26 protein-coding genes are annotated in these 25332 nt (G+C 72.7%); 18 read left to right on the top strand and 8 right to left on the bottom strand.

Annotated features, from left to right (window positions below; all coding sequences use genetic code 11):
- Positions 1-185: 185 nt before the first annotated feature.
- Positions 186-905: a hypothetical protein gene (locus tag OG948_RS14805; protein WP_406296891.1), complete on the bottom strand. Its 720-nt coding sequence runs from the start codon at positions 903-905 to the stop codon at positions 186-188.
- 92 nt (positions 906-997) lie between these two features.
- On the opposite strand from OG948_RS14805, the gene OG948_RS14800 reads away from it, so the two are divergent.
- The 4 genes from OG948_RS14800 (at position 998) to OG948_RS14785 (ending at position 4563) form a co-directional block, all read left to right on the top strand.
- Complete coding sequence (locus tag OG948_RS14800; protein ID WP_406296889.1) at positions 998-1948, top strand: ABC transporter ATP-binding protein; 951 nt, start codon at positions 998-1000, stop codon at positions 1946-1948.
- Entirely contained in the window at positions 1945-2673 is a 729-nt protein-coding gene (locus OG948_RS14795) for an ABC transporter permease (protein ID WP_406296887.1), read from the top strand. The genes OG948_RS14800 and OG948_RS14795 overlap by 4 nt, the downstream gene beginning before the upstream one ends.
- 65 nt (positions 2674-2738) lie before the next feature.
- Entirely contained in the window at positions 2739-3947 is a 1209-nt protein-coding gene (locus OG948_RS14790) for a sensor histidine kinase (protein ID WP_406296885.1), read from the top strand.
- Between the two features lie 10 nt (positions 3948-3957).
- Positions 3958-4563 (top strand): response regulator, encoded by a 606-nt coding sequence (locus OG948_RS14785; RefSeq protein WP_406296884.1) that lies wholly within the window; start codon positions 3958-3960, stop codon positions 4561-4563.
- A 35-nt stretch (positions 4564-4598) separates the two neighbouring features.
- On the opposite strand, the gene OG948_RS14780 is transcribed toward OG948_RS14785, so the two are convergent.
- The gene (locus OG948_RS14780) at positions 4599-5351 is read right to left on the bottom strand and encodes a class I SAM-dependent methyltransferase (RefSeq protein ID WP_406296882.1); all 753 of its coding nucleotides are present in this window, start codon (positions 5349-5351) and stop codon (positions 4599-4601) included.
- A gap of 176 nt (positions 5352-5527) precedes the next feature.
- Here OG948_RS14780 and OG948_RS14775 point away from each other — a divergent pair, with 176 nt between their 5' ends.
- Positions 5528-7141: a cellulose binding domain-containing protein gene (locus OG948_RS14775; protein WP_406296880.1), complete on the top strand. Its 1614-nt coding sequence runs from the start codon at positions 5528-5530 to the stop codon at positions 7139-7141.
- Positions 7142-7169: 28 nt separating this feature from the next.
- Here OG948_RS14775 and OG948_RS14770 read toward each other — a convergent pair whose 3' ends face one another.
- Both OG948_RS14770 and OG948_RS14765 read right to left on the bottom strand, forming a co-directional pair.
- Entirely contained in the window at positions 7170-8009 is an 840-nt protein-coding gene (locus OG948_RS14770) for a SirB1 family protein (RefSeq protein ID WP_406296878.1), read from the bottom strand.
- Positions 8006-8944, bottom strand: a complete 939-nt coding sequence (locus tag OG948_RS14765; protein WP_406296877.1) for a GNAT family N-acetyltransferase — start codon at positions 8942-8944, stop codon at positions 8006-8008. The genes OG948_RS14770 and OG948_RS14765 overlap by 4 nt, the downstream gene beginning before the upstream one ends.
- Before the next feature lie 204 nt (positions 8945-9148).
- Here OG948_RS14765 and fdxA point away from each other — a divergent pair, with 204 nt between their 5' ends.
- The 5 genes from fdxA to OG948_RS14740 all read left to right on the top strand — a co-directional run bounded on the left by fdxA (position 9149) and on the right by OG948_RS14740 (position 14156).
- Positions 9149-9475: a ferredoxin gene (fdxA, locus tag OG948_RS14760; protein WP_020556628.1), complete on the top strand. Its 327-nt coding sequence runs from the start codon at positions 9149-9151 to the stop codon at positions 9473-9475.
- 88 nt (positions 9476-9563) lie between these two features.
- Positions 9564-10646, top strand: coding sequence for a succinyldiaminopimelate transaminase (gene dapC, locus OG948_RS14755; protein WP_406300261.1), 1083 nt, complete (start codon positions 9564-9566; stop codon positions 10644-10646).
- Positions 10647-10714: 68 nt separating this feature from the next.
- The gene (gene dapE / locus OG948_RS14750; RefSeq protein WP_406296875.1) at positions 10715-11776 is read left to right on the top strand and encodes a succinyl-diaminopimelate desuccinylase; all 1062 of its coding nucleotides are present in this window, start codon (positions 10715-10717) and stop codon (positions 11774-11776) included.
- A gap of 89 nt (positions 11777-11865) precedes the next feature.
- Positions 11866-12651 carry a TIGR00730 family Rossman fold protein gene (locus OG948_RS14745; RefSeq protein ID WP_406296873.1) on the top strand — a complete coding sequence of 262 codons (786 nt, stop codon included), beginning with the start codon at positions 11866-11868 and terminating at the stop codon, positions 12649-12651.
- A gap of 98 nt (positions 12652-12749) precedes the next feature.
- Entirely contained in the window at positions 12750-14156 is a 1407-nt protein-coding gene (locus OG948_RS14740) for an alkaline phosphatase PhoX (RefSeq protein ID WP_406296871.1), read from the top strand.
- 129 nt (positions 14157-14285) lie between these two features.
- Here the strand turns inward: OG948_RS14740 and folP are convergent, their stop codons facing one another.
- The gene (gene folP, locus OG948_RS14735; protein ID WP_406300260.1) at positions 14286-15098 is read right to left on the bottom strand and encodes a dihydropteroate synthase; all 813 of its coding nucleotides are present in this window, start codon (positions 15096-15098) and stop codon (positions 14286-14288) included.
- A gap of 206 nt (positions 15099-15304) precedes the next feature.
- On the opposite strand from folP, the gene OG948_RS14730 reads away from it, so the two are divergent.
- Both OG948_RS14730 and OG948_RS14725 read left to right on the top strand, forming a co-directional pair.
- Positions 15305-15970 (top strand): DivIVA domain-containing protein, encoded by a 666-nt coding sequence (locus tag OG948_RS14730; protein ID WP_406296869.1) that lies wholly within the window; start codon positions 15305-15307, stop codon positions 15968-15970.
- Complete coding sequence (locus tag OG948_RS14725) at positions 15967-16545, top strand: DNA-3-methyladenine glycosylase I (RefSeq protein ID WP_406296867.1); 579 nt, start codon at positions 15967-15969, stop codon at positions 16543-16545. The genes OG948_RS14730 and OG948_RS14725 overlap by 4 nt, the downstream gene beginning before the upstream one ends.
- A 103-nt stretch (positions 16546-16648) precedes the next feature.
- On the opposite strand, the gene OG948_RS14720 is transcribed toward OG948_RS14725, so the two are convergent.
- Positions 16649-17446, bottom strand: a complete 798-nt coding sequence (locus OG948_RS14720; RefSeq protein ID WP_406296866.1) for an enoyl-CoA hydratase/isomerase family protein — start codon at positions 17444-17446, stop codon at positions 16649-16651.
- Positions 17447-17750: 304 nt separating this feature from the next.
- Between OG948_RS14720 and OG948_RS14715 the strand changes: the two genes are divergently transcribed.
- Positions 17751-17918 carry a DUF3117 domain-containing protein gene (locus OG948_RS14715; protein ID WP_078976897.1) on the top strand — a complete coding sequence of 56 codons (168 nt, stop codon included), beginning with the start codon at positions 17751-17753 and terminating at the stop codon, positions 17916-17918.
- 106 nt (positions 17919-18024) lie between these two features.
- Here the strand turns inward: OG948_RS14715 and OG948_RS14710 are convergent, their stop codons facing one another.
- Positions 18025-18711, bottom strand: coding sequence for an O-methyltransferase (locus OG948_RS14710; protein ID WP_406296864.1), 687 nt, complete (start codon positions 18709-18711; stop codon positions 18025-18027).
- A 325-nt stretch (positions 18712-19036) separates the two neighbouring features.
- Here OG948_RS14710 and sigE point away from each other — a divergent pair, with 325 nt between their 5' ends.
- The 5 genes from sigE (at position 19037) to OG948_RS14685 (ending at position 24039) form a co-directional block, all read left to right on the top strand.
- Positions 19037-19654: an RNA polymerase sigma factor SigE gene (gene sigE / locus OG948_RS14705; RefSeq protein WP_355535070.1), complete on the top strand. Its 618-nt coding sequence runs from the start codon at positions 19037-19039 to the stop codon at positions 19652-19654.
- 104 nt (positions 19655-19758) lie between these two features.
- Positions 19759-20379, top strand: a complete 621-nt coding sequence (locus tag OG948_RS14700) for an anti-sigma factor family protein (protein ID WP_406296863.1) — start codon at positions 19759-19761, stop codon at positions 20377-20379.
- Between the two features lie 303 nt (positions 20380-20682).
- Positions 20683-22500 carry a trypsin-like peptidase domain-containing protein gene (locus OG948_RS14695; protein WP_406296862.1) on the top strand — a complete coding sequence of 606 codons (1818 nt, stop codon included), beginning with the start codon at positions 20683-20685 and terminating at the stop codon, positions 22498-22500.
- 164 nt (positions 22501-22664) lie between these two features.
- Positions 22665-23099, top strand: a complete 435-nt coding sequence (locus OG948_RS14690; protein ID WP_406296860.1) for a sec-independent translocase — start codon at positions 22665-22667, stop codon at positions 23097-23099.
- Positions 23100-23394: 295 nt separating this feature from the next.
- Positions 23395-24039, top strand: coding sequence for a hypothetical protein (locus tag OG948_RS14685; RefSeq protein ID WP_406296858.1), 645 nt, complete (start codon positions 23395-23397; stop codon positions 24037-24039).
- Positions 24040-24180: 141 nt separating this feature from the next.
- Here OG948_RS14685 and OG948_RS14680 read toward each other — a convergent pair whose 3' ends face one another.
- Positions 24181-25329, bottom strand: a complete 1149-nt coding sequence (locus OG948_RS14680) for an Mrp/NBP35 family ATP-binding protein (protein WP_406296856.1) — start codon at positions 25327-25329, stop codon at positions 24181-24183.
- Positions 25330-25332: the final 3 nt, after the last annotated feature.

The following is a 25332-nucleotide window of genomic DNA, read 5'->3' as shown; positions in this document are numbered from 1 at the left end:
CCGGCGGATCATCGCCGGAACCGGGGACCGGACACGTACGGCACACGCCGGACGGGCTCGACGAGCTCGTCCGGCGTCGTGTCGTCCGGGACGGGCTCGTCGTCGGGCGGGATCCCTCCCGGGGCGGATCGGGCCGCGCGGGATCGGTCCCGGGCCTTGCTCCCGGGCCTTGCTCCCGGGCCGGATCAGTCCCTGGGGCGACCCACGTCTCGGGACAGGTCCAGGGCCAGGAAGCGGTCCACGTGTGCCAGTGCCTCGAACCGGGCGCCCGGCGCGAACCCCTGGTCGCGGGACAGCTCGACCAGGAGCCGTAGCGCGGTGCGGGTGTCCAGGTCGTCGTCGAGCGCGGCGTGGATCGACCCGATCGCCTCGGCCGGCATCGCCTGGGACGGGGACTCGGCGAACTCCGCCGTCCGGGCCCGCAACTCGGCGAGCGTGCGCTCGGCCTCGAGCACGCCGTGATAGCCCTTCGCGTCCGCCCGCAGGGGCTGGTCCGCGGCCAGCGTGAGCAGGAGCAGGCGCAGCGCGAGCGGGTCCCCGGGGTGCGGGACGGGGTGCCGATTCGCCGCCTCGACCACCGCCGACGCATGCAGCACGTGCACCCGGGCCCGCGGACCCTGATCGCCGTTCTCCCCGATGTACAGGTCGATCGCGCCGTCCGGTTGCCCGGCGGTGGGCACCGGCATGTTGTACCGCCCGTAGCCTGCCGCGTCCGCGATCCGGGTGCTGTACGGCAGTTGATGGATCGTCACGGTCAGCCGGTGTCGGCCCGCGACCCGACGGAAGGTGTCGGCGAGGATCGCCGCGCGCAGTGAGCGGCTCGGATACGCCACGCGCACCCGTCGGCCGATCGAGGTGGCCACGGTCTCGGACTTGCCGGTCTGGGAATCGGTCAGTCGCACCATGCCGCCCACCGTAGGCGCCCATGACATCTGTCATGGCGCGATCAGGAGGTTTCCCACTTCGTCGTGTCCACGCCTTCGGCCAGGCTGAAGCCATGAAGATCAGGGCTGGGGAACAGACGAGCGCGCCGGCCGTCGCGTTGAGCGGCGTGCGCAAGCGCTTCGGTGACCTGCACGCGGTGGCCGGGCTCGACCTGGAACTGCGCCAGGGCGAGACCGTCGCGCTGCTGGGACCCAACGGAGCGGGCAAGTCGACCACGCTCGACCTGCTGCTGGGCCTGAGCCGGCCCACCGAGGGCACCGTCGCGCTGTTCGGCGCCGACCCGCGCGAGGCGATCCGCCGCGGCCGGGTCGGCGCGATGCTCCAGACCGGCGGCCTGATGCCGGACGTGACCGTCGGCGAGATGGTCGAGCTGGCCCGAGACCTGCACCCGCGCCCGTTGCCGCAGGCGGAGGTGCTGCGCCGCGCCGGCATCGAGGACCTGGTCGGCAAGGACGTCGGCAAGCTCTCCGGCGGGCAGGCCCAGCGGGTACGGTTCGCGGTCGCCATCGCGGGCGAGGTGGACCTGATCGTGCTGGACGAGCCGACCACCGGAATGGACGTGGACAGCCGGCAGCGGTTCTGGGAGAGCATGCGCGAGCAGGCCGAGCTGGGCCGCACCGTGCTGTTCGCGACGCACTACCTGGAAGAGGCGGACAACGTCGCCGACCGGGTGCTCGTGCTGCACCGGGGCAGGTTGCTCGCCGACGCGAGCGCCGCGCAGATCAAGGCCCGCGCGGGACTGCGCCGGATCGCCTTCGACCTGGACGCCCCGGTCGAGCGGTACGAGCCCACGCTGCGCGCGCTGCCCGGCATCGAGCACCTCGAACTGGGCGCCGGCACGGTGCGCATCCGCAGCGCCGACGCGGACGAGACGGTCGCCGCGATCTACGCCGCGGGCCTTCGGCCGCGCGGACTCGAAGTGGCCGGACTCGGCCTGGAGCAGGCGTTCCTGGCGATCACCCAACAGGCGGACGAGGCGGAAGGCATGGAGATCGCGTCATGAAGACCCTGATGAGGCTGGAGATCCTGCGGATGTTGCGCAACCGCCGGTACCTGATCTTCACGCTCGCCTACCCGGTCGCGATGTACCTGATCTTCGGCAGCCAATCCGGTGACGTCGACGGCACCGACGTCTCCGCCTACATCATGGTGTCGATGGCCTCGTTCGGCGCGGTCGGCGCGACGCTCAGCGCGGGCGTGCAGCGGATCGCGGCGGAACGGCAGAGCGGGTGGACCCGGCAGTTGCGGCTGACCACGCTGACCGGGCGCCAGTACGTGATCTCCAAGCTCGTGTCCGCCTCGGTGGTCGGCCTGCCCGCGATCGTGCTGGTGCTGTTCACCGGCTTCCTGCGCGGCGTGCGGCTGGACCCGTGGCAGTGGGGCGTGATCGTGCTCGCGCTGTGGTTCGGCTCGTTCGTGTTCGCGGTGCTGGGGATCGGGCTGGGCTATCTGGTCGCGCCCGACTCGGCGCAGCCGATGTTCATGCTGGTCTACCTGGGCATGGCGGTGCTCGGCGGGATGTGGGTCCCGCTGACCGGGTTCCCGCGGTTCCTCCAGGACATCGGACACGTGATGCCGACGTACCGACTGGGCCAACTCGGCTGGGAGGTGCTGGGCGGACACCACCCCCGGGTGTCGGATGTCCTGGTGCTGGCCGGCTATCTGGTCGCGTTCACCGCGCTGGCGGCGTGGCGCTACCGTCGCGACGAGCAGAAGGTCGCGGCCTGATCCGGGACCACTCGCGGGATGAGGTCTCGTGCACGACGGGATGCTTCGTACGGAGGGCGCACGACATGGACTGGTCGGACCCGACGCGGCAGGACAGCGCGCGAGGGCGGGCGATCCGGATGTCGTGGTCGCTGCTGTGGTTGTTCTTCCTCACCCCGGTCGTGCACGACCTGGCGACCGGGGACTACGGGCCGGTACGGCTCGCGGTGGGCGCGTTCGGCCTGCTGGTGGTGGTGGTCTGTTACGTGTCGCTGGTGTTCGGCGGGGTCGGCTGGTTCGGGCTGTTCGGGCGGGTGGAGGGCGCGCTGCGCAAGGCGCTGGACAGCGATCGCGCCCAGCAGGTGACCTGCCTGGTGTTGTGGGCGACCGCGGTCGCGCTGATCCTGACCTTCGACGACGCGTGGCTGGGCCTGATGGTCTACGTGTCGGTGTCGGTCGGCGCCGGGCTGCGGTTCCCGCGGTCGATGTGGGCGATCCTGGGCTGTGTGCTGAGCGGGCTCGTGCTCGGCGTGCTGCTGGACGCGGCCGGGAACGACATGCTCGTGCTCGCGTTCGTCACGGTGCTCACCGGCGGCCTGATGATCGGCGTGCGCCGACTGCTGGAGACACTGGCCGAGTTGCGCGAGGCCCGGGAGATCGTGGCCCAGCTCTCGGCCAACGAGGAACGCCTGCGGATGGCGCGCGACCTGCACGACGTGCTGGGCCACTCGTTGTCCCTGATCACGCTCAAGAGCGAGCTGGCCGGCCGGTTCCTGCCCGGGCACGTCGAGCGCGCGGCCGAACAGGTCGCGGACATCGAGCGGGTCAGCCGGCAGGCACTGGTGGACGTCCGCGAGGCGGTCGGCGGGTATCGGCGGCCGACCTTCGCGGTCGAGCTGGCGGGCGCCCGGATCGCCGCCCGGGCGGTGGGCATCGAGCTGATCCAGGTCCCGGAGCAGTGGCCGGTGTGCCCCGACCCGGAGGCCGAGGCGGTGCTCGCGTGGGCGCTGCGCGAGGCGGTGACCAACACGATGCGGCACAGCGGCGCACGGCGCTGCACGGTGGCGCTGGTTACGGGCCCGGTGTGGAGCCTGGACGTCACCGACGACGGACGGGGTGCGGCGAGTCGCGAGGGCAATGGGCTGACCGGGCTGCGCGAGCGGTTCGCGGCGGCCGACGGCAGCATCGGCGTGGGTGTCCCCGAGGGCGGCAAGGGGTTCCGATTGACCGCTTCGGTCCCGGTGCTTCCCGGTAAGGACGGGGAGGGACAGATCGATCCCGGGGCGAACCGCTAACGTTCGGCCGGTGATCAACGTTCTGCTCGCCGAGGACCAGGCCATGGTGCGCGAGGCACTCGCCGCGCTGCTGGGCCTGGAGGGGGACATCCGCGTCGTCGCCCAGGTCGCGCGTGGTGACGAGGTGGTCGAGGCGGTCCGGACGAGCGCGGCGGACGTGGCCCTGCTGGACATCGAGATGCCCGGTCAGGACGGCCTGGCCGCCGCGGCCGACCTGCGCCGGGCGCTGCCCGGGTGCCGGATCGTCATGCTGACCACGTTCGGTCGGCCCGGCTACCTGCGTCGCGCGATGGAGCTGGGCGCGGACGCGTTCCTGGTCAAGGACGCGCCCGCGGCCCAACTGGCCGACGCCATCCGGCGGGTGCTGCGCGGCGAGCGGGTGATCGACCCCACGCTCGCGGCCACCGCGCTCTCGGTCGGCGCCGATCCGCTGACCGAGCGCGAACGCGACGTGTTGCGCGCGGCGGCGGACGGCTCGACGGTGTCCGAGATCGCGTCGCGGTTGCACCTGTCCGAGGGCACCGTGCGCAATCACCTGTCCTCGTGCATCGGCAAGACGCACGCCCGCAACCGGGCGGACGCGGTCCGCATCGCGCACGAGAACGGCTGGTTGTGAGCGGCCGACCTTGAACCGCCGGTCGGGCCGGCGGGTCAGGTCGCGACCGCGACGAAGCGCAGCCGGACGTAGTCCGCGTACCACGTGTCCTCGCGCGACTGCCGGTCGCGCACCAACTCGTCCACGCGGGCCAACAGCGCCTCGTGCGCGGCTTCGGGGAAGTGGGCGAGGGTGCTCGGCCCGAACATCCGCCACCAGTCGGCCGCGGTGTCGCCGGGGGCCAGTGCCGTGGGACGGTCGAAGTACTGCACCAGGCGCACCTCGAAGCCGGCCCGCTCCAGCCGACCGGCGTGCTCGGCCGGGCTCGGGAAGTACCACGGCAACACCGGTTCGCCCAGGCCCTGTTCGGCGGCGGCCGTGCGCAGGCCCCGGATCAGCGTGGCGACGTTGCGGCCGCCGCCCTGCTCGGCGACGAAGACGCCGCCCGGGCGCAGCGCGGCGTGGACGCGGGCGAGCACCTCGTCGGGCCGGGTCATCCAGTGCAGCGCCGCGTTGGAGAAGACCTTGTCGACCGGCTCGGCCGAGGTGAAGGTGTGGCCGTCGGCGACGTCGAAGCTCACCCCGGACCCGGCGTGCTTGGCCCGTGCGGTCCGGATCATCCGCGCGTCGGCGTCGATTCCGTGCACCCGCGCACCCGTTCCGGCGATCTCGACGGCGAGGTCGCCGGTGCCGCAGCCCAGATCCAGGATCGACTCGTCCGGCCGGGGCGCGAGCAGATCGATCATGGGGCGTCCATGTGCCGAGACGAAGCCGAAGTTGCTGTCGTACGTTGTGGCATCCCAATCCATGCCTTGCAATGTATGACTCGTATCCAGAATTCGATACTCATATCTCATCCAGTGAGACGAAAGATCTTTCTCGTGGATCACGCGGACAAGATCGATGGGACGCGGGCCCGAAGGCCGGTAGAGTCCTCGTGCCCGGCGGCCCGAGTGCCGCCGGAGAGGATGTCGGAGGAATGGGCATGGGGTCGCACCGGGCAAGCGGGCCCGAGCCGGGCTCCCGTCGGCCCCGTCGGGAGCGGATCCGCTGGCTCGCCGCGAGCGCCGCGCTCGCCGCACTGCCCGCCGCGTTGATCGTGGCCCTGTCCGGGGATTCCTCGACCCCCGACCACGCGCTCAGCGCCGATTACGTCCGCACCGGCTCGTGGCCCACCGGCTACAGCGGGCAGTACGTCCTGCGCAACTCCGGATCCGACACGGTCAAGGGCTGGACGCTGCGCTTCGACCTGCCTGCGGGCACCCGGATCGCCAACGTGTGGAACGGCCGACTGGAGCCGGCCACCGGCAAGTACACGGTGCGCAACGAGAATTGGAACAAGGCACTGCGCCCGGGCGAGAGCATCGTGGTCGGCTTCGAGGTCCGCCGGGACGGCGCCGGTGTGCCGACCGCGAGCGAACCGGCCCGCCCCGACGGGCCGATCGCCTGCACGATCAACGACAAGCCGTGCACCGGGGCCGGTCCGATCGCCTCGGGCGAGCGGTCGACGCCGGCCGGGTCGATTCCGCCGGTCGGCCCGCTCGACACCGACCGGCGCACCGCCTCGGCCGGCCCCACCGCGACCGGCACCGCACGCGCCGGGGGCTCGCCCGCCGGTGCGACAGCGCCGCCCGCGAGCGGACCCGCCGGCGGCGCGACCCCGCGCTCGGGCACGGTCGAACACCTCGCGCCCTACCTGGACATGACGCTCCCGGGCCCGCTCGACCCCACTCACGCGGGAGCGGCCGGCACGGTGCGCGAGCGCACGCTGGCCTACGTCGTGGACGGCGGCGGCTGCCGGCCGATGTGGGGCGGGGTGACCCGACTCGACGATCCGGCGACCATCGGTCGGATCGCCGCGCTGCGCGACGCGGGCGGGTCGATCCGGGTCGCGTTCGGCGGCGCCGGCGGCACCGACCTCGCCGCGTCCTGCGGCACGCCCGAGGAACTGGTCGCCGCCTACCGGCAGGTGCTGGCCGCGACCGGGGCGACCGGCATGGACCTGGACATCGAGGGCCGCTCGCTGGTCCGCCCCGACGTGGTGCAGCGGCGCAACGCGGCACTGCGCCTGCTCCAAGAGGGCGCCCGCGCGAACGGACAGAGCGTGGACGTCGGGTACTCGCTGCCGGTGGACCCGCTCCAGGGTTTGGGCGAGGAGGCCAAGGCGCTGTTGCGGGACGCCGCCGCGCAGCGGGTCGAGGTCTCCTACGTCAACGCCAAGGCGCTCAACTACGGCGCGGCGGTGGCACCTCGGCCGGAGGGCCGGATGGGCCGGTTCGCGAGCGACGCCGCGCACGCCGTGCAGGGGCAGATCCGCGAGGTGTGGCCGAATCTGTCCGAGGAGCAGGCCTGGCGGCGGGTGTCCGTGACGGTGATGATCGGCCGCAACGACGTCGCCGGCGAGGTGTTCACGCTGGAGGACGCCCGTACCTTCGCCGAGTTCGCCCGGTCCGTGCACCTGGGACGGGTCGCGTGGTGGTCCGCCGCGCGCGACCGGCCGTGCCCGGCGGACGCCGCGGACGCGACCGGCGCCGACCCCACGTGCAGCGGGATCACCCAGGACGCCGACGCGTTCCTGCGTGTCTTCGGTGGTGGCTGAGCCGCGCCACGCCGCCGGTTTCGAGGCCTCAGTTCAGTCGGGCTCGGGCGGCCTTGGCCTCGGCCAGCACGCTCTCCGCGACCTTCGGGTCGATCCGTTCGACCAGTTCCGCGTACTCCTGCAACTGTCGGGCGCCGGCCGCGAACTGGCCGGTCCGCGCGAGCAGCGAGCCGCGCTCGTGCCGCAGCGCCGCCGGATGACGCGGCAGCAGCAGGGACAACTCGACCGCCCACAGCCGGGTCCAGGCACCCTCGATGCCGCGCTCGGGCTGGGCGGCCCAGGCCCGGATGTTGTTCAGGACGCGGAGCAGGATCGCGGTCGGCCTGGCCGGTTGCAGCAGCGTCGGATCGCCCGTCTGGCCGCCCGCCTCCGCGGCCAGACGCCGGGCCCGGGACACCGACAGCGGCACCCCGCCGTGGAACGGGTCGGCCAGCTCGAACCCGCCGTCCGGATCCCCGATCCCGACCACGAAGTGTCCCGGCAACGCGACGCCGTACACCGGCAGCCCGGCCCGTCGGCCCACCTCGATCCACACCACCGACAGCAGGATCGGTAGTCCGCGCCGGCGGCGCAGCACCTCGTGCAGCAGCGACGAGCGCAGGTCGGCGTAGTCGGACTGCTGCCCGAAGAAGCGGGCCCGCCCGCCGAGCACCGAGGCCAGCGCCGCGGCGGCCCGCGGCGGGTCGTACTCGGATCCCGCCTCGGCCCGCACCGCCGCCGCGAGCCGATCCAGCTCGGCGATCCCCACCGCCGGGTCGAAGGTCGGGTCGACCTCGACGCCCATCAGCAGCGCGGCCTCGGCCAGATCCACCTCGTCAGCCCGGACCACCGAGGCGAACCGGTCGCGGGGGTTGCCGGGAGCGCTCACGGGCGCTCGACCGGCGACCGGCGGTAGTGGTAGCCGTGGTGGTCGGTGAAGCCGAGCGCGTCGTAGAGCTCGCGCGCGGGCCGGTTGTCCGATTCCACCTGGAGCCAGCCGGTGACCGCGCCGCTCGCCAGCGCCCGGTCGGTCAGCGCCCGCACGATCGCCCGGGCGTGGCCCCGACGGCGGTGGGCCGGGTCCACCTCCAGGGCGGCGAAGCCCGCGTACCGACCGAGGACGCACACGCGTCCGATCGCGATCGGCTCGGCGGAGGCCGGATCCACGACGGTCGCGAACAGGGTGCCCGGCGGTCCCTGCAGCACGTGTCGCTCGGCGCCGCCGCCCGGGCCCGCGACGTGGTGATAGAGCGAGAGCCACGCGTCGGTGAGGGTGCTCTCCACCCGGACCGCGCTCGCGTCCACGTCGCGCAGTACGTCCGCCGCGCGCACCAGTCGCCCCGTGCGCATCAGCGCGTCGCCCTCCGCGGGCCAGCCGGCCGCGTCCAGGAAGCGGTCGAACGGGTCGTCGTGCGCGACCTGGAACAGTGTCGGCAGACTGCGCTCGGCGTACCAGGCATTCACTCGATCGAGTGCCTCCGCGAACGGCACGCCCGGCTCGCCCAGGACCAGCACCGAGTTCGCCCGCCGGGTGAATCCCTCGGCCGCGCGCAACAACCACTCGCCGTAGGTGGCGATCTCCGGCGCGGGCCAGGACCGGCTGGCCACGTCCTGCAATCGGGCCGGGGTCAGGCGTCGGACCGGCGGCGGGACCACCTTGGCGGCCACGATGCTCGCTTCGGCCACCCGGGCGATACTGCCGTCCCTGCGGGTGATTGTCAGCACACCGTCGCGCCAGTCCACGAGGTCGCCCACGACGTCTGTGTAGGTCGCTCCGGAGTCCTCCGGCGGCAGCTCGCGGCGCACCGACACGCGTCTGCCCACATCCCGTGGTGTGATCCTCTTCACCTGTCCGGCTTCCCCGATCCGGGCTGACCTCGTCCGCCCACGTCCGCTGACATGTTCCCGGCCCACAGGTAAGGGCCACCTGCTAGGAGTAGGCCCCGGCCCACCGCGATACTAGTTGCGGGCACCGACGTTGCCGCGCTCCCGCGCACCCTGTACCGCCCGCATGAGGAGGAACCCGACGTGACCTACGTCATCGCGCAGCCCTGCGTCGACCTGAAGGACAAGGCATGCATCGAGGAGTGCCCCGTCGACTGCATCTACGAGGGTGAGCGTGCGCTGTACATCCACCCCGACGAGTGCGTCGACTGTGGAGCCTGCGAGCCCGTCTGCCCGGTCGAGGCAATCTTCTACGAGGACGACACCCCGGAGCAGTGGAAGGATTACTACAAGGCGAACGTGGAGTTCTTCGACGACCTCGGTTCCCCGGGTGGCGCGTCGAAGATGGGTCTGATCGCCAAGGACCACCCGCTGATCGCCGCGCTGCCGCCGCAGGCGACCGGCGAGTAGCGCCGACGTGACCGCTTCGCACAACGGTGCCGAAGCACCCGCCGACCCCGCCGCCGCGCGGGGTCGGCAGGCGCGTCGTGTCACCGATCTGCTCCCCGTCTTCCCCTGGGACCGCCTCGAACCGTTCGGCCGACGGGCGCGGGCGCACGCCGACGGCGTGGTCGACCTCTCGGTGGGCACGCCCGTGGACCCCACCCCGGAGCTGATCCGCGACGCGCTGCGCGCGGCCGCCGACTCGCCCGGGTATCCGACCGTGTTCGGCAAGCCCGAACTGCGCGAGTCGATCGCGGCGTGGCTGCGCCGCCGGCTCGGCGTCACCGGCGCCGACCCGGACGCGGTGTTGCCGGTGATCGGCACCAAGGAACTCGTCGCGGCGCTGCCGGCCCAGCTCGGGCTCGGCCCGGGCGACACCATCGCGCACCCGGCGCTGGCCTACCCCACCTACGACGTGGGCGCGCGCCTGGCCGGCGCCACGCCGCTCGCGGTCGTGGACGGCACGCTGCCGGACCCGGCGGGCGTGCGGATGATCTGGCTCAACTCGCCGGGCAACCCGCACGGCGCGGTGCGCTCGGCCGACGAGCTGCGCCGCATCGTCGAGTGGGCCCGCGCGCACGAGATCCTGGTGGTCTCCGACGAGTGCTACATCGAGCTGTGCTGGGACGCGCAGGCGGTGTCGGTGCTGCACCCGGACGTGTGCGGCGGCTCGCACGAGGGGCTGCTCGCCGTGCACTCGCTGTCCAAGCGCAGCAACCTGGCCGGCTACCGCGCGGGCTTTGTCACCGGCGACCTCGCGGTCGTCCGCGAGCTGCTCGCGGTGCGCAAGCACTCCGGGCTCATCGTGCCGGGCCCGGTGCAGGCGGCGATGACCGTCGCGTTCGCCGACGACGAGCACGTCGCGACGCAGCGCGCCCGCTACGCGGCCCGGCGGACGGCACTGCGCGGCGCGCTGGAGTCGGCCGGCTTCCGGATCGAGCACTCGCAGGCGAGCCTGTACCTGTGGGCCACGCGCGACGAGGACTGCTGGGACACCGTGGCGTGGTTCGCCGAGCGCGGCATCCTGGTCGCCCCCGGCGACTTCTACGGCCCGCTGGGCGAGCGGCACGTGCGGATCGCGTTCACCGCGACCGACGAGCGGGTGGCGGCGGGCGTGGACCGGCTCAAGAACGGTTGAGCGACGAACCCCGATTCACTTGACACATCGTCAGTTGTCGTGTCCCGGGGCAGGGATAGGCTGCCGGTATGACCGTGAGGCTTGATCTGTCCCAGGACGCGGCGTCGCTCACCGCGCAACTCGTCGACATCCCCTCCGTCAGCGGCGACGAGCGTGTGCTCGCCGACGCGGTGGAGGAGGCGCTGCGCGCCTGTCCGCATCTGACCGTCTACCGCGACGGCGACTCGGTGGTCGCGCGCACCGACCTCGGTCGGGCCGAGCGGATCCTGATCGCGGGCCACCTGGACACGGTCCCGATCGCGGACAACCTGCCGTCGCGGATCGAGGGTCCGCTGATGTACGGCTGCGGCACCTCGGACATGAAGAGCGGCGTCGCGGTGCAACTGCGGCTCGCCGCGCACCTGCCCGAGCCCAATCGCGACGTCACCTACGTGTTCTACGACTGCGAGGAGGTCGACGCCGCCCGCAACGGCCTGCTGCGGCTGGCGAACACCCACCCGAAGTGGCTGGAGGCCGACTTCGCGGTGCTGATGGAGCCGACCGGCGGCGCGGTCGAGGGCGGCTGCCAGGGCACGTTGCGGGTGCGGATCGGCACGGTGGGTACCCGGGCGCACTCGGCCCGCTCGTGGCTGGGCGACAACGCGATCCACGCCGCGGCGCCGATCCTGACCCGGTTGCAGGGCTACGAGGCGGCCAGGGTCGTGATCGACGGGCTCGAATACCGCGAGGGGCTCAGCGCGGTCGCGATCGAGGGCGGCGTCGCGGGGAACGTCATCCCCGACGCGTGCACGGTCACGGTCAACTTCCGATTCGCGCCCAATCGCAGCGTCGAGGAGGCGTTCGAGCACGTGCGCGAGGTGTTCGCCGGCTTCGACGTGGTGCTCACCGACTCGGCGGCGGGAGCGCTTCCGGGACTGGACCGGCCGGCCGCGGCGGCGTTCGTGGCGGCGATCGGCACCGCGCCGCGGGCCAAGTTCGGCTGGACCGACGTGGCGCGCTTCTCCGCGCTCGGCATCCCGGCGGTCAACTACGGGCCCGGCGATCCCAATCTCGCGCACAAGCGGGACGAGCACGTGGAGATCGCGCTGATCGGCGACAGCGAGAGCCGGTTGGTGCGCTGGCTCGGGTAGCGGTCGGCGCGCGGCGCCCCGCCGGCCGGCGCGGGGCGGATACCGGGTAAATCCGATCGACCGCCGCTCCGGCGTGACAGGGTGGCCGGATGGATGCGCGATTCGCTCCGTCGGAGGAGCCACCCGAGTTCGCCTCGCCCAGTGAGGTGGAGGAACAGCATCCCGGCATGGGTCACCTCGGTACCGAGGCGTGGCGCGTGCTGCGGATCCAGACCGAGTTCGTCGACGGCTTCGGCATGCTCGCCGATCTCGGCCGGGCGGTCAGCGTGTTCGGCTCGGCCCGGACCAAGCCGGGCTCGGCCGAGTACCGGATCGGCGAGCGAGTCGGCCGGGCACTGGCCGAGGCCGGTTACGCGGTGATCACCGGCGGTGGTCCCGGCGCGATGGAGGCCGCGAACAAGGGCGCCCGGGACGCCGGCGGCCAATCCGTGGGCGTGGGCATCAAGCTCCCGTTCGAGTCCGGGCTCAACCCGTACGTGGACCGGGGCATCACGTTCCGGTACTTCTTCGCGCGCAAGACGATGTTCGTCAAATACGCGCAGGGCTTCATCGTGCTGCCCGGCGGAATCGGCACGCTGGACGAGTTGTTCGAGGCGCTCACCCTGGTCCAGACCGGCAAGGTCACGCACTTCCCGGTGGTGCTGATCGGGCGCGACTACTGGACCGGGCTGATCGACTGGGTGCGCGACGTGGTGATCGCGCGGGGCAAGGCGTCGCCGGCCGACCTGGACCTGATCCGGATCACCGACGACGTGGACGAGGCGGTGCGGATCATCCGGGACGCGGATCTGGAGTGCTCGAAGATCGAGGCCGAGTCGCGCGCGGACAAGGCCGCCGCCGAACGCCGCGCCGGTGGCGGAGCAATTGCCACCTGACGGGCATTCGGGCGCCCCGTCGCGTTCACTTGGGGGACACCGACGGGCGAAAGCGTAGGGGCGTCCCGATTTTTCCCGCCTGTCACTGGAGAAACCAGATGTCGCTGTCCCGTAGGGGTTTCCTCGGTCGCACCGCCACCACCGGTGCCGGTGTCGCCCTCATCGGCAGCACCGGCATGTTGCTCGCCCCCAACGCCTCGGCCTCGTCCCGCGGCGGTCACGGCCGGCCGCCGGCCCAGCCCGGCTACGGTGCGCTGATCAACGACCCCGCCGGGCGCCTGGCGCTTCCGAAGGGCTTCTCGTACCAGATCGTCACCGAGGCGGGTGTCACCAAGCTGGAGTCGGGCGAGGTCACCCCGAGCAACCACGACGGCACCGGCGCCTTCAAGCTGCGCGGCGGCGGCACGGTCCTGGTCAACAACCACGAACTCGGCGGTTCGCTCAAGGACACCCCGCTGCCGGTTCCGCACCTGTCCGGCCTGACCTACGACGAGGGGCTCGCCGGCGGCTGCACCGTGGTCGAGGTGAACCGTTACGGCAGGCGCATACGCGAGTACGTCGGCGTGGCCGGCACCGCGACCAACTGCGCGGGCGGGGTGACCCCCTGGGACACCTGGCTGACCTGCGAGGAGACCGAGCAGCTCGCCGGTCAGGGCAGCGCGACCAAGGACCACGGCTACGTGTTCGAGGTCGACCCCTACGACCGCCGTGCCAACCGCGACCCGAAGCCGATCAAGGCGCTCGGCCGGTTCGCGCACGAGGCCGTCGCGGTCGACCCGCGCCGCGGTCACCTGTACCTGACCGAGGACGCGGGCAACCCGAACGGACTGTTCTACCGCTGGGAGCCCCCGCGCCACTGGGACGGCGGCCGCGGCCGGCTGCGCAAGCTGGCCGACGACGCGGGCACCCTCGCGGCGATGCGCTGCGTGGACGCGAGCGGCAAGCACGTGGACGACCTCTCCCGCGCGACCGAGATCGGCACCACGTACGCGGTCGACTGGGTGACCGTGCCCGAGCGCGACGCGCGCACGGTGTCCATCCGCAAGCAGTTCCAGAACACCGACATCACCCGCGGTCGCAAGATCGAGGGCATCTGGTGGGGTGACGGCGGCGCCTACGTCGTCACCAGCTTCGCCCGCACGGAGAGCCCCGGCACGCCGCACGACGGCCAGATCTGGTTCTACGACCCGCGTCGGGGCCGGCTGACCCTGAAGCTGCGCTTCGGCGTCAACACCACGCCGGACGTGGACGGTCCCTACGACGGTCCGGACAACATCAGCGTCTCGCCGCACGGCGGCGTGATCATCGCCGAGGACGGCGAGGGCGTCCAGCACCTGCTGGGTGCGACCGAGGACGGCAAGACCTACCCGATCGCGCGCAACGACGTCCCCGGCGGCAGCGAGTTGACCGGCCCGACCTTCTCCGAGGACGGCCGCACGCTGTTCGCGAACGTGCAGACCCCGGGCACGATGTACGCGATCACCGGTCCCTGGAAGCGCTGCTGATTCGACGGCGACGCCGCCCCGGCGGTCCGCCCGCCGCGATCGGCGCGCCCACGTCGGCGCCCGCCCCCACCTTCCCGGTGGGCGCGGGCGCCGTACGCGTTCCCGGGGCCGCGTGGGCGGCCCCGGGGGTCAGGCCAGTCCGCGCCGGGCCACCGCGGGCTGCCGGGTGCCGTGGATCGAGGACACCATGTCCAGCACCTGGCGGGTCTCCGCCACCTGGTGCGCGCGGTACACCCGGGCGCCCAGCCACGCGCTCACCGCGGTGGTGGCCAGCGTGCCGAGCAGGCGCTCGTTCACCGGCTTGTCCAGCGTCTCGCCGACGAAGTCCTTGTTGGACAGCGAGACCAGCACCGGCCAGCCGGTGTCGACCATCTCGCCGAGTCGGCGGGTCGCCTCCAGCGAGTGCCGGGTGTTCTTGCCGAAGTCGTGCCCGGGGTCGATCAGGATCGCGTCCCGGCGCACCCCGAGCCGCGCGGCGCGCTCGGCCAGGCCGACCGTGACGTCCAGGATGTCCTCCATCACGTCCACGTAGCCGATCCGGTGCGGCCGGGTGCGCGGCTGCGCGCGCCCGGCGTGCGTGCACACGATGCCCGCGTCGTACTTCGCGGCCACCTCGGCCAGCTTGGGGTCCACCCCGCCCCACGCGTCGTTCATCAGGTCCGCGCCCGCGTCGCAGACCGCCTCGGCCACCTCGTGTCGCCAGGTGTCGACGCTGATCACCACGTCGGAGTGGCGGCGGCGAACCTCGGCCACGAAGGACGCCGTGCGGCGGATCTCCTCGGCGACGTCCACCTCCGCCCCCGGACCCGCCTTGACACCCCCGATGTCCACGATCCCCGCGCCCTCGGCGACCGCGCGTTCGACCGCGTCCAGGGCGGGTCGATCGTCGAACGTCGCGCCCTTGTCGAAAAACGAGTCCGGCGTCCGGTTGACGATCGCCATGATCACCAACTCGTCACCGCCGAACTCCCGTCGTCCCAGCCTCAGCGTCGTCACCCCGTCGACCTCCGCTACCCACACCCTGCACGTGCCACCTGACCCCCTGATCGTGGCACGATCGTCCCGTGCGACGACCCGGGGGCTTCCCGAAGCGGCCCGGAGCGGACACCCGTCCCAGCAGCTGCACCACCGTCGAAGGGGAGCCGTCCGTGTTCTGGATCCAGCTTGTCGTGGTGACCGGGGTGATCCTCGTGATCGCCGCGGTCGTGCTCGGGGCGGGTGGCTCCCTCCCCGACGCCTACCGCGAACAGCCCGAGCTGCGGATGCCCGGCGACCGCCCGCTCACGAGCGCGGACGTCGACCACATCCGGTTCCCGGTGGTCTTCCGCGGCTACCGGATGAGCGAGGTCGACGTGGTCCTGGACCGCCTGACCGGCGAGCTCGCGGCACGCGACGCGCGCATCCTGGAACTCGAGTACAAGATCACCGGCACCACCCCGGCCGGGCTCACCGTCTCGGTCCCGGGCGCGACCACCGCGGGCGCGAGCGCGGTCGGCCCCGGCCGGCTCGCCCCGCCGGCGCGCGCGTCGGGCACCACGCTGTCCCTGGAGAAGCCGGGCCGGGCCGACGAGGTCGTCGACGACGCGGCGCCGACCCGGGTCGCGCCGGCGGCCGTCGACGAAGCGGACGACACGCGGGACGAGCAGCGGGACGAGACCCCGGACGCGCGACGGGACGAGACGCCGGACGCGGGGAAGACCCGGGAGGCGAGTGCCGAGGCGGCGACCGGGCCGGGCGCCGGGGCGGACGCTCCGGCCGACCGGGGCGGCGACGCCGAGTCGGCCGCCGAGCCGAAGGGCGACCCGAAGCCGTGACCGTCGTCGGCGGTCCGATCGCGGGACCGGACGGGCTGCCCCGCTGCCCGTGGGGCGCGACCGGTCCCGAGGACTACCGGGCCTACCACGACACCGAGTGGGGCGTCCCGGTGCACGGCGAGGACCTGCTGTACGAGCGGTTGTGCCTGGAGGCGTTCCAGTCCGGGCTGTCCTGGTTGACCATCCTGCGTCGGCGGGCGGGCTTTCGGGCCGCTTTCGCGGACTTCTCGATCGCCAGGGTGGCGCGGTTCGACGACGCGGATCGGGCCCGGCTGCTCGCCGACGAGGGGATCATCCGCAATCGGGCCAAGATCGACGCGGCGATCGCCAACGCACACGCCGCGCAGGCCCTCCAGGGCGGTCTGGACGCGCTCGTATGGTCGTTCGCACCTTCCGGACGCCGGAAGGCTCCCGCGGCCCTGTCGGACGTACCGGCGGTCACCGACGAGTCCACCGCGCTGGCCAAGGAGCTCAAGCGCAAGGGTTTCCGGTTCGTCGGCCCGACCACCGCCTACGCGCTGATGCAGGCCTGCGGGCTGGTCAACGACCACCTCGGGGGCTGCGTGTCCCGCTGAGTGCCGCCGGCCGCGGTGTCGGGAGCGGTCCGCGCGTCGACACCGCGGACCGTCGTGCGCGACCCGAGGGTCCGCGCGGCGGTCCGCGCCGCCGGCAGCGGGGTCAGCGGCCGACGAAGGTCGGCTTCTCCTTGGCCACGAAGGCCGCGACCGCGATCCGGTGGTCCTCGGAGCCGCCCGCGCGCAGTTGCAGCTCGTCCTCCTTGGCGAGGGTGTCCACCAGCGAGTGGGACGCGCCGAAGGCCACCGACTCCTTGAGCGCGGCCAGTGCCACGGTCGGGCCGTCGGCCAGCCGGCGGGCCAGTTCGCGGGCCACACCGGCGACCTCGTCGGCCGGAACCACTCGGTTGGCCAGGCCCAGTTCGAGCGCCTCGGCGGCCTTGACGGTGCGCGGCAACATCAGCAGTTCGACCGCCCTGGCCTGACCGACCAGGCGCGGCAGCGTCCAGGAAGCGCCGGAGTCGGCGGTCAGCGCGACCCCGGCGAACGCGGTGTTGAACCCGGCCGTGTCCGCCATGATCCGGAAGTCGCACGCCCACGCGATCGCCGCGCCGGCCCCCGCGGCGACGCCGTTGACCGCCGCGACCACCGGCTTGGCCATCGTCGCCAGCGCGGTCACCAGCGGGTTGTAGTGCTCACGCACGGTGGCGAAGGTGGCCTCGGGCCCGGTCTCCAACTGCCGGATGTGCGCCTTGAGGTCCTGACCGGCACAAAACGCCCGACCGCTGCCGGTCAGCAGCACGGCCCGGACGGCGGGGTCCTCGGCCGCGCGGAGCACCGCGTCACGCAAAGCGATCTTGGTCGGCTCGTCGAGCGAGTTCATCGCGTCCGGACGGTTCAGCGTGACGGTCGCGACCCCGTCGGCGAGTTCGTAGAGCACATTGTCGGTCTTGTCGGCCATGGCCTGCCTCCGCATCGGATCCATCTCCGCAGGTGGGATGTGCACAGCATGCCGGACCGCGGTGCCGTGCCCACGCCCGCCCCTGACGGGCCGTCAGCTCACTCCCGGGGCGGGATCGAGCCGGCGCGGAGCCGGGACGGACCATCTCATTTCAGCGCCGTACGGACGTGGTTCGAGAGGCCGACGGGACCCGATGTTGCTCACCCCACCGTTCGATGCGGGATAATGGTCCCTGATCAATGCTCTCGAAGACCGGTGGCCGGTTTGAGCACCGGTGCGTCGATATGCAGGAAGGGGAACGAGCATGGCGGCCATGAAGCCGCGGACGGGCGACGGCCCGCTCGAGGTGACCAAGGAAGGGCGGGGCATCGTCATGCGCGTTCCGCTTGAGGGCGGTGGACGGCTCGTAGTCGAGCTGTCGGCCGATGAGGCCGGTGCCCTGAGCGAGGCGCTGAAGAACGCCGTGGGCTGACCCCCAGGGGCGACGCCCTCGACGAAAGTCGTGATGCGACGGCCCCGGTCCGGACATGGAGACTCATGTCCGGACCGGGGCCGTCGGCATGCGCCGGCGGCGTCGATCAACTCCGACGGGCCGCGCACAGCAGGCCGTCGCCGACCGGGAGCAGGGCGGGCACGAGCGCCTCGTGCTCACGGATCACCCGCAGCACGTCGCGCACCGCGGCGGTCTCCGCGTCCCGGTGCGCCGGATCGGCCACCCGGTCGCGCAGGAGCGCGTTGTCGAAGCACACCACGCCGCCGGGTCGCAGCAGCCGCAGCGCCTCGGCCAGGTAGTCCAGGTACTCCAGCTTGTCGCCGTCGCAGAACACCAGGTCGTAGCCCCCGTCGGCGAGTCGGGGCAACACCTCCAGGGCGCGGCCGGGGATGAAGCGGGCGCGTCCGCTGGGGAAGCCCGCCTCGGTGAAGGTCTCCTTGGCGAGGCGCTGGTTCTCCGGGTCGGCGTCGACCGTGGTGAGCACGCCGTCGGAGCGCATGCCGCGCAGCAGGTAGAGCCCGGAGACCCCGGTCCCGGTCCCGATCTCGGCGACCGCCTTGGCCTCGACCGCGGCCGCGAGGAAACGCAGCGCGGCGCCGGCGCCGGGACCTATCGGGAGCACGCCGACTTCCCGGGCGCGGGCGCGGGCGCCCGCGAGGACGGCGTCCTCGCCGACGTACTCTTCCGCGAACGCCCAGCTCGCCTGGCGATTGCCGGAAATGGCTTCCTCCTCTGTCCCGGCCCCCCGTACGCGTCCCGACGAGGCGGCCACCTGAGCGCAAGCGTATTACCGAGGGCTCGGCCGCCCGGTCGGGGAGCGCCGCACGGGTGCGCGCGGGCGGCGGCGACGAGATCCGCCGAGCGACCGGTGCGGGATCGGGGAACCGCGCCCGGGCGCGGTTCGTTGGCTCCCTCGGAAGACAGGTGAACACGAGGCTCGTGGTCTCGCGGCACCGAAGGTGGGTCGGATTTGGGCTCGGCGCCCTTATCCGGGCTTAACAGGCAGGACGTTTATGGTGGTTGCGCTACTCGGAAGAGGAGGTGTGGCAGTGGTCGACCACCGCGGGGAACAATCCTGTACCCGCGACGCGTCGCCGATGCCGGATCACGTGGCCGAAGCCGCAAACGCAACCAGCAGCCCAGCCCAGGCCGAATGGGTCCCGCCGTCGTGGGAGGACATCGTCCGAACCCACTCCGCTCGGGTCTATCGGCTCGCCTACCGCCTCAGCGGCAACCCGCACGACGCGGACGACATCACCCAAGAGGTGTTCGTCCGAGTGTTCCGATCGTTGTCGAGCTACACGCCCGGCACGTTCGAGGGTTGGCTGCACCGCATCACCACGAACCTTTTCCTCGACATGGTTCGGCGCCGTCAGCGCATCCGCTTCGAGGGTCTGGGCGACGACGCGGGCGAACGCCTCGCCGGTCGTGAGCTCTCACCCGCGCAGGCATACGACGACGCCCACCTGGACGCGGACGTCCAGCAGGCGCTGGATGCCCTCGCCCCGGAGTTCCGCGCCGCGGTCGTGCTGTGTGACATCGAGGGCCTGTCGTACGAGGAGATCGCCACCACGCTCGGAGTGAAACTCGGGACCGTGCGCAGCCGCATTCACCGCGGCCGGTCCCAGCTCCGTGCGGCGCTGCGGCATCGTGCTCCCCGGAACAAGGCAGGCCAGGAGACGGCTGCGGAGGTCCGGACCACGGTGCGGAGATGAGGGACCGTGACCAGTGAGCCCGGCGACCGCTTGGGCAGGGGGGTAGTGAGTGCGACACGGATGGGACGCACCGCGACCCGACGTGGGGCATGCGAGGTGGGGACATGAGCCACCTCGAGGACAAACTCGCCGCCTATGTGGACGGTGAGCTGGGCCATGAGGCCCGGGAGAAGGTGCTGGCGCACCTCGCCGAATGCGCGGACTGTCGCGTGGAGGCCGAGGAGCAGCGCCAGGTGAAACAACTGCTCGGCAGGGTGCGACAGCCCGGTCCGTCGGACGATCTGATGGCACGGCTGATGGCCATGGGCGAGCCCGACCAACAGTCGCCTCCGCCGCCCGCGTCGGGGGATCGCTTCACCTTCCCGACCGCCGGGCGACCGGCGGTCTCGGCACGTGCGCGCTCGCGCTCGACCGGTCCACGTGCCGGTCGGCCCGGCAACATGCCCGAGCGGGTGCGCCCGCCGGTGAGCCGGCGTCGGTTGACGTTCGCCGCCGCGGGCGCGTTCTCGATGATGGCCGTCGCGCTCAGCAGCGCGTTCGTGCCGGGCGGGACCAGCGGCGGTACCGAGGGACGCCCCGCGGCCCCGGCCGTGGAGCGTTACCTCGTGGAGCAGGCCGCCACCACGACCGCGCTGCCCGCGGGCTCGGCGTCGCGGCGTCCCGCGCCGGTGCTGGCCGGGACGCAGTTGACGGTCCCGATCCAGCCGGTCGACGCCCGGCGCTGAATTCGCCCGCGCCGGGCCGGCTCGTCGGCCCGGCGGGGCGTCACGCGTGTCCGGGAACCTGTCCGGACACGCGTTCGTCACGTGTTCGTGCGCCGGGCCGGGCCGAGCGGGAACGATTCGCCGCCGGCCCGGTCCGGCGACGCGGGCCGGGTGGGGCCGGTACGTTCGGCGGGTCGCGCGTGCGACGCGGCGGGGCGGGTATCCACTGCCGCCGGGACGACACCGACCGGCACGCGCAAGACTGTGGCCGTGCCGTGGAAGCAGCAGGTGTTCGGCACACCGGGAGCGGTAGGAAGGCACACGATGAGCGACGCATACGGCCGCGGGGGAGCGGAGCCGCCGCGAGGTGACGACGCGCCGGCCGGACCGGGACCCGATCACGACGCCGAGCCGGCGGCCTTCCCGACCGGGACACCGCCCTCGCGGCGGGAGGAGGAGCCCGCGCCGGATCGATCCGCCGCGGCCGACCGGACCCCCGAGGTCCCGGCCGAGACCCCGCCCGGGCCTTCGGTCGAACGCGGCCCCGACGCGGAGCCCGCCGCGTTCCCGACCCGCCCGTCGTTGGCCAAGGCCGAGCCGCCCGCGACCGGTGGCGCCCCGGCCGCGGCCGGGCCTTCCGCGCCGGGGGATCCGGCCGAGCCGGTCGCCGAGCCGGTCGCCGATCCCACCACCGAGCCGGCCGCGTTCGGGCCGCCCGTCCCGGATGTCCGGGAGGCGGTCACCGCCGAGGTGCCGGTCGTACACGGCACCGCCGAGATCCCGAGCGCGGACGACCCGGCCTACGACCCCTTCGCGCCGCCCCCGCAGCCGCCACCGCCCGCCGGGGCGCCGACCCGGCCGTGGCCGGGGCAGACCGGCGGCTACGGCACCCACCCGGGTGCGGCACATCCGGGCTACGGGCCCTACGGGCCGTACCCCTCGTACGCCCCGCAGGCGGCCTACACGCCCTATCAGGCCGTGCCGTACGGCTATTCGGTACCGGGCGACATGACCGGTGCCGGCGGGCCCACGGAGGACCTCGGCAAGCGCTACGGCCGCCGGCTGATCGTGTGGGCCGCGGTCCTCGCGCTGGTGGCCGGGCTGATCGGCGGCGGCATCGGCGCCTGGATCGCGGATCGCCACGACACCAAGGTCCGCCTCGGCGACCCGCCCCCGACCGGCCCGGCCCGGGGCAAGGACACCATCGCCGGACTCGCGGGCAGCACGCTGCCGGGGGTGGTGTACATCCACACCAAGACCGGCCGCGGCGAGGCCACCGGCACCGGCTTCGTGCTGGACACGGCCGGCGACATCCTGACCAACAACCACGTGGTCGAGGCGGGCGCGTCCGGCGGCACGATCACGGTGACCTTCAACGACGGCCAGCAGACCTCGGCGACCCTGGTCGGCCGGGACACCGGCTACGACCTCGCGGTGATCCGGGTGTCCGGCGTCCAGGGGCTGCACCCGCTGCCGCTGGGCAACTCCGACGGCGTCCAGGTCGGCGACCCGGTGATCGCCATCGGCGCGCCGTTCAACCTGGAGGGCACCGTCACCTCCGGGATCATCAGCGCCAAGGACCGCGCGGTCAGCGCCGGCACCTCGGGCAGCGACGTGTCCTACATCAGCGCGTTGCAGACCGACGCGCCGATCAACCCCGGCAACTCGGGCGGTCCGCTGATCGACGCGGCGGGCGCGGTGATCGGGATCAACTCGGCGATCCGCTCGGCCGGCGGCGGGCAGGGCAATCCGTTCGGGGCCCAGCAGGAGGCGGGCAGCATCGGCCTCGGCTTCGCCATCCCGATCAACCAGGCGCGTCGGGTCGCGCAGCAGTTGATCGACACCGGCAAGGCCTCGCACCCGGTGATCGGCGTCACGTTGGATGTCGCGTACCAGGGTGACGGCGCGCGGATCGCGCCGCAGGACGTCAAGGGCGCGCCGCCGATCCGGGCGGGCGGGCCGGCCGAGCGGGCCGGGCTCAAGCCGGGCGACGTGATCAAGGCGATCGACGGCCGCAAGGTGCACGACGCCAACGAGTTGATCGTGGCGATCCGATCCAAGGCGCCCGGTGCGGTCGTCAAGCTCACCATCGAGCGGGACGGGACCGAGCGCACGGTCGACATGACCCTCGAAGCCGGATGACCCGGACATGACGTACGGATGTCCGGACGAACACATCTTCGGGGGATAGGCCGCAAACACCGGGTTCGATGCCGGCCGCCACCTTCCGCTTCCGGGGCCGACGACTACTCTGAGGGGGTTCGGTCGCCCGACCGAGCCCCCTCGCGCAATCTCGTGGAGTCCAGGTGTTCGACGTCGGTGCACCCGAGATGGTCGCGCTCGTCATCCTCGCGATCGTGATCTTCGGCCCCGAGAAGTTGCCGAAGATGATCGGCGACGTGGCCCGCACCATTCGCAAGTTCCGCGAGTTCTCCTCCGGGGCCCGAGCGGACCTGAAGAAGGAACTCGGTCCGGAGTTCCAGGACATGCACCTCGAGGACCTCAACCCCAAGACTTTCGTCCGCAAGAACCTGATGGGTGACGGCGACGACCTGGGCATCAAGGAATTGCGCGACTCGCTCGGCAAGGACTTCGAGGACATCAAGGGCCTGGCGAGCGGCAGCCCGTACGACCCGGAGGTGCCGGACGGCTCGTACAGCCCGCCCTCGCTGCGGAAGAACACCACCGCCCCTCGGGTCGAGCCCGGCGAGCGCCCGCCGTACGACGCCGACGCGACCTGATCGCCGGCGACGCCCGGGACACACCCCGGTCGCCGTCGCCCCGACGCGGGTTCGAACGGCGCCGCGCGCCGTCGCCGATTCCCGCCCCTTCCCGGCCCGACACGGTGCGGGGCCACGCGCGCATTCGGGCAGTATGGCCTCCGGAGTACACGGGCGGTGTGTGGCCGGTGACTCGGCGGATACATGTATCGGACGGACGGTCCACCCGGAAGTCGCCGGGAGAGGTGGGCTCCGGACATGGCACCGAGGCAGCCGGCGGCGCCGTCGCGCCGCGCGAGAGGACCTGAGGCGGAGTATGGACACAATCAGCCACGCGGGCGAGGCGTTGCCCGCCGACGAGGCCGGCAAGCCCGACCTGCTGGCGGAATACCTGGGCGCGGACTTCCCCTGGTACGGCCTGGACGAGGGCTGGAACGGGCGGCGTTGGTTGTCGTCGGTGTGCAGGGGCCGAGGCGCGATCGAGTACGGCACGCTCGGCCACGGCGATCTGCCCAGCCGGCGGCCCGGTGACCCGACACCCCGACGGTTCGTGTCCGTGGTGACCGTCCCGCAGCGGCCCAAGCGGCCGGCCGGGGACGGTACGGGGCAGATGGAGGCCACCTCGAAGTCGAGCGCGGCGTCACTCGCAGGGGTGGCGTTGCTCGCGGAGAGTTGGCCGTGGCAGTTGGACCGCACGACCCGCGCGGAGTGGCTGGATCAGCAGACCAACATCGCCTGGGACCTGTCCGACAACCTGACCGGACCGGGGTGGACGGACCTGGCCATCCCGGTGGACGGGGTGCCCTCGCGGTTCCGCTACCGGGAGTCGGCCTACGGCTGGGTGCTCGCGGGCGAGAGCGCGGGCGTCTACATCGGGGTGTACGGCCGCGGCGCGAGCGCGTACGGCCTAGGCCTGTCCCGCTCGGTGGACCTGCGCACCTACACGAGGCCGGATTCGTGAACCGCGGCGATGATCCCGGGGGCACGCGCGGGACCGGTCGGACCGGCCGCGCGTGACCCCGGGATCATCGCGGTGGAGCGCGATGCCCGGCCGGGCCGAACCCGTGCCGGGCGTCGTGGGGCGGGCCCCGGGACGCGCCCTCTAGAAGTTGCGCAGCGGGGTCAGGCCGAGTTGAAGGCCGGAGAGGCCGCGCTCGCGTCCGCCGAGCTTGGCCGCGATCGCGGCGAGCGCGACGGCGGCGGGCGACTGCGGCGCGTCGATCACGACCGGCTTGCCGGTGTCGCCGCCCTCGCGCAGCCGGGTGTCGATCGGGATCGAACCCAGCAGCGGGACCTTGGTGCCGGTGGCCGCGGACAGGCCGTCCGCGACCCGCTGACCGCCGCCGGAGCCGAACACGTCGACCATCTCGCCGCAGTGCGGGCAGGGCAGGCCGGCCATGTTCTCGATTACGCCGGCGATGGTCTGGCGGGTCTCCACCGCGATGGTGCCCGCGCGCTCGGCGACCTCGGCGGCGGCCCGCTGCGGTGTGGTCACCACCAGGATCTCCGCGTTCGGCACCAACTGGGCGACCGAGATGGCGATGTCGCCGGTGCCCGGCGGCAGGTCGAGCAGCAGCACGTCCAGGTCGCCCCAGTAGACGTCGGCGAGGAACTGCTGGAGCGCGCGGTGCAACATCGGACCGCGCCAGACCACCGGCGTGTTGCCCGGGGTGAACATCCCGATCGAGATGACCTTCACGCCGGACGCGGACGGCGGCATGATCATGTTCTCGACCTGGGTGGGCTTGCCCTCCGCGCCGAGCATGCGCGGCACCGAGTGGCCGTAGATGTCCGCGTCCACGACGCCGACCTTGAGTCCCTGCGCGACCATCGAGGCGGCCAGGTTCACGGTCACCGACGACTTGCCGACGCCGCCCTTGCCGGAGGCCACCGCGTATACGCGGGTGAGCGAACCGGGTTGGGCGAACGGCACCTCGCGCTCGGCCTGACCGCCGCGCAGGTTGCTCGCGAGCTCCTTGCGCTGCGTGTCGCTCATCACGTCCAGCTCGACCCCGACCGAGGTGACGCCGGGCAGCGCGCCGACCGCCGTCTCGACCCGGCTGATGATCGTCTCGCGCATCGGGCAGCCGCTGACGGTCAGGTACACCGCGACCGCGACCCGCCCGTCGGCGTGGATCTCGACGGATTTGACCATGCCCAGTTCGGTGATGGGCCGGTGGATCTCGGGGTCCTGGACGGTCGCCAGCGCATCCTGGACGTCGTCCGCCGAGGGCAGGGTTGCAGAAGCCATACC

Origin of the sequence: Embleya sp. NBC_00888, from assembly GCF_045207655.1 — a bacterium.
GTDB lineage: Bacteria > Actinomycetota > Actinomycetes > Streptomycetales > Streptomycetaceae > Embleya.
The sequence above is the reverse complement of the archived record's forward strand: the minus strand, read 5'-3'. Positions and strand labels throughout refer to the sequence as shown.

Bases quoted from the DNA above. Each gene is read 5' to 3' on its own strand.
- OG948_RS14805 (WP_406296891.1), bottom strand. From the start codon at position 905: ATGGTGCGACTGACCGATTCCCAGACCGGCAAGTCCGAGACCGTGGCC.
- OG948_RS14800 (WP_406296889.1), top strand. From the start codon at position 998: ATGAAGATCAGGGCTGGGGAACAGACGAGCGCGCCGGCCGTCGCGTTG.
- OG948_RS14795 (WP_406296887.1), top strand. From the start codon at position 1,945: ATGAAGACCCTGATGAGGCTGGAGATCCTGCGGATGTTGCGCAACCGC.
- OG948_RS14790 (WP_406296885.1), top strand. From the start codon at position 2,739: ATGGACTGGTCGGACCCGACGCGGCAGGACAGCGCGCGAGGGCGGGCG.
- OG948_RS14780 (WP_406296882.1), bottom strand. From the start codon at position 5,351: ATGGATTGGGATGCCACAACGTACGACAGCAACTTCGGCTTCGTCTCG.
- OG948_RS14775 (WP_406296880.1), top strand. From the start codon at position 5,528: ATGGGGTCGCACCGGGCAAGCGGGCCCGAGCCGGGCTCCCGTCGGCCC.
- dapE (WP_406296875.1), top strand. From the start codon at position 10,715: ATGACCGTGAGGCTTGATCTGTCCCAGGACGCGGCGTCGCTCACCGCG.
- OG948_RS14745 (WP_406296873.1), top strand. From the start codon at position 11,866: ATGGATGCGCGATTCGCTCCGTCGGAGGAGCCACCCGAGTTCGCCTCG.
- OG948_RS14740 (WP_406296871.1), top strand. From the start codon at position 12,750: ATGTCGCTGTCCCGTAGGGGTTTCCTCGGTCGCACCGCCACCACCGGT.
- folP (WP_406300260.1), bottom strand. From the start codon at position 15,098: ATGGCGATCGTCAACCGGACGCCGGACTCGTTTTTCGACAAGGGCGCG.
- OG948_RS14720 (WP_406296866.1), bottom strand. From the start codon at position 17,446: ATGGCCGACAAGACCGACAATGTGCTCTACGAACTCGCCGACGGGGTC.
- OG948_RS14715 (WP_078976897.1), top strand. From the start codon at position 17,751: ATGGCGGCCATGAAGCCGCGGACGGGCGACGGCCCGCTCGAGGTGACC.
- sigE (WP_355535070.1), top strand. From the start codon at position 19,037: ATGCCGGATCACGTGGCCGAAGCCGCAAACGCAACCAGCAGCCCAGCC.
- OG948_RS14700 (WP_406296863.1), top strand. From the start codon at position 19,759: ATGAGCCACCTCGAGGACAAACTCGCCGCCTATGTGGACGGTGAGCTG.
- OG948_RS14695 (WP_406296862.1), top strand. From the start codon at position 20,683: ATGAGCGACGCATACGGCCGCGGGGGAGCGGAGCCGCCGCGAGGTGAC.
- OG948_RS14685 (WP_406296858.1), top strand. From the start codon at position 23,395: ATGGACACAATCAGCCACGCGGGCGAGGCGTTGCCCGCCGACGAGGCC.
- OG948_RS14680 (WP_406296856.1), bottom strand. From the start codon at position 25,329: ATGGCTTCTGCAACCCTGCCCTCGGCGGACGACGTCCAGGATGCGCTG.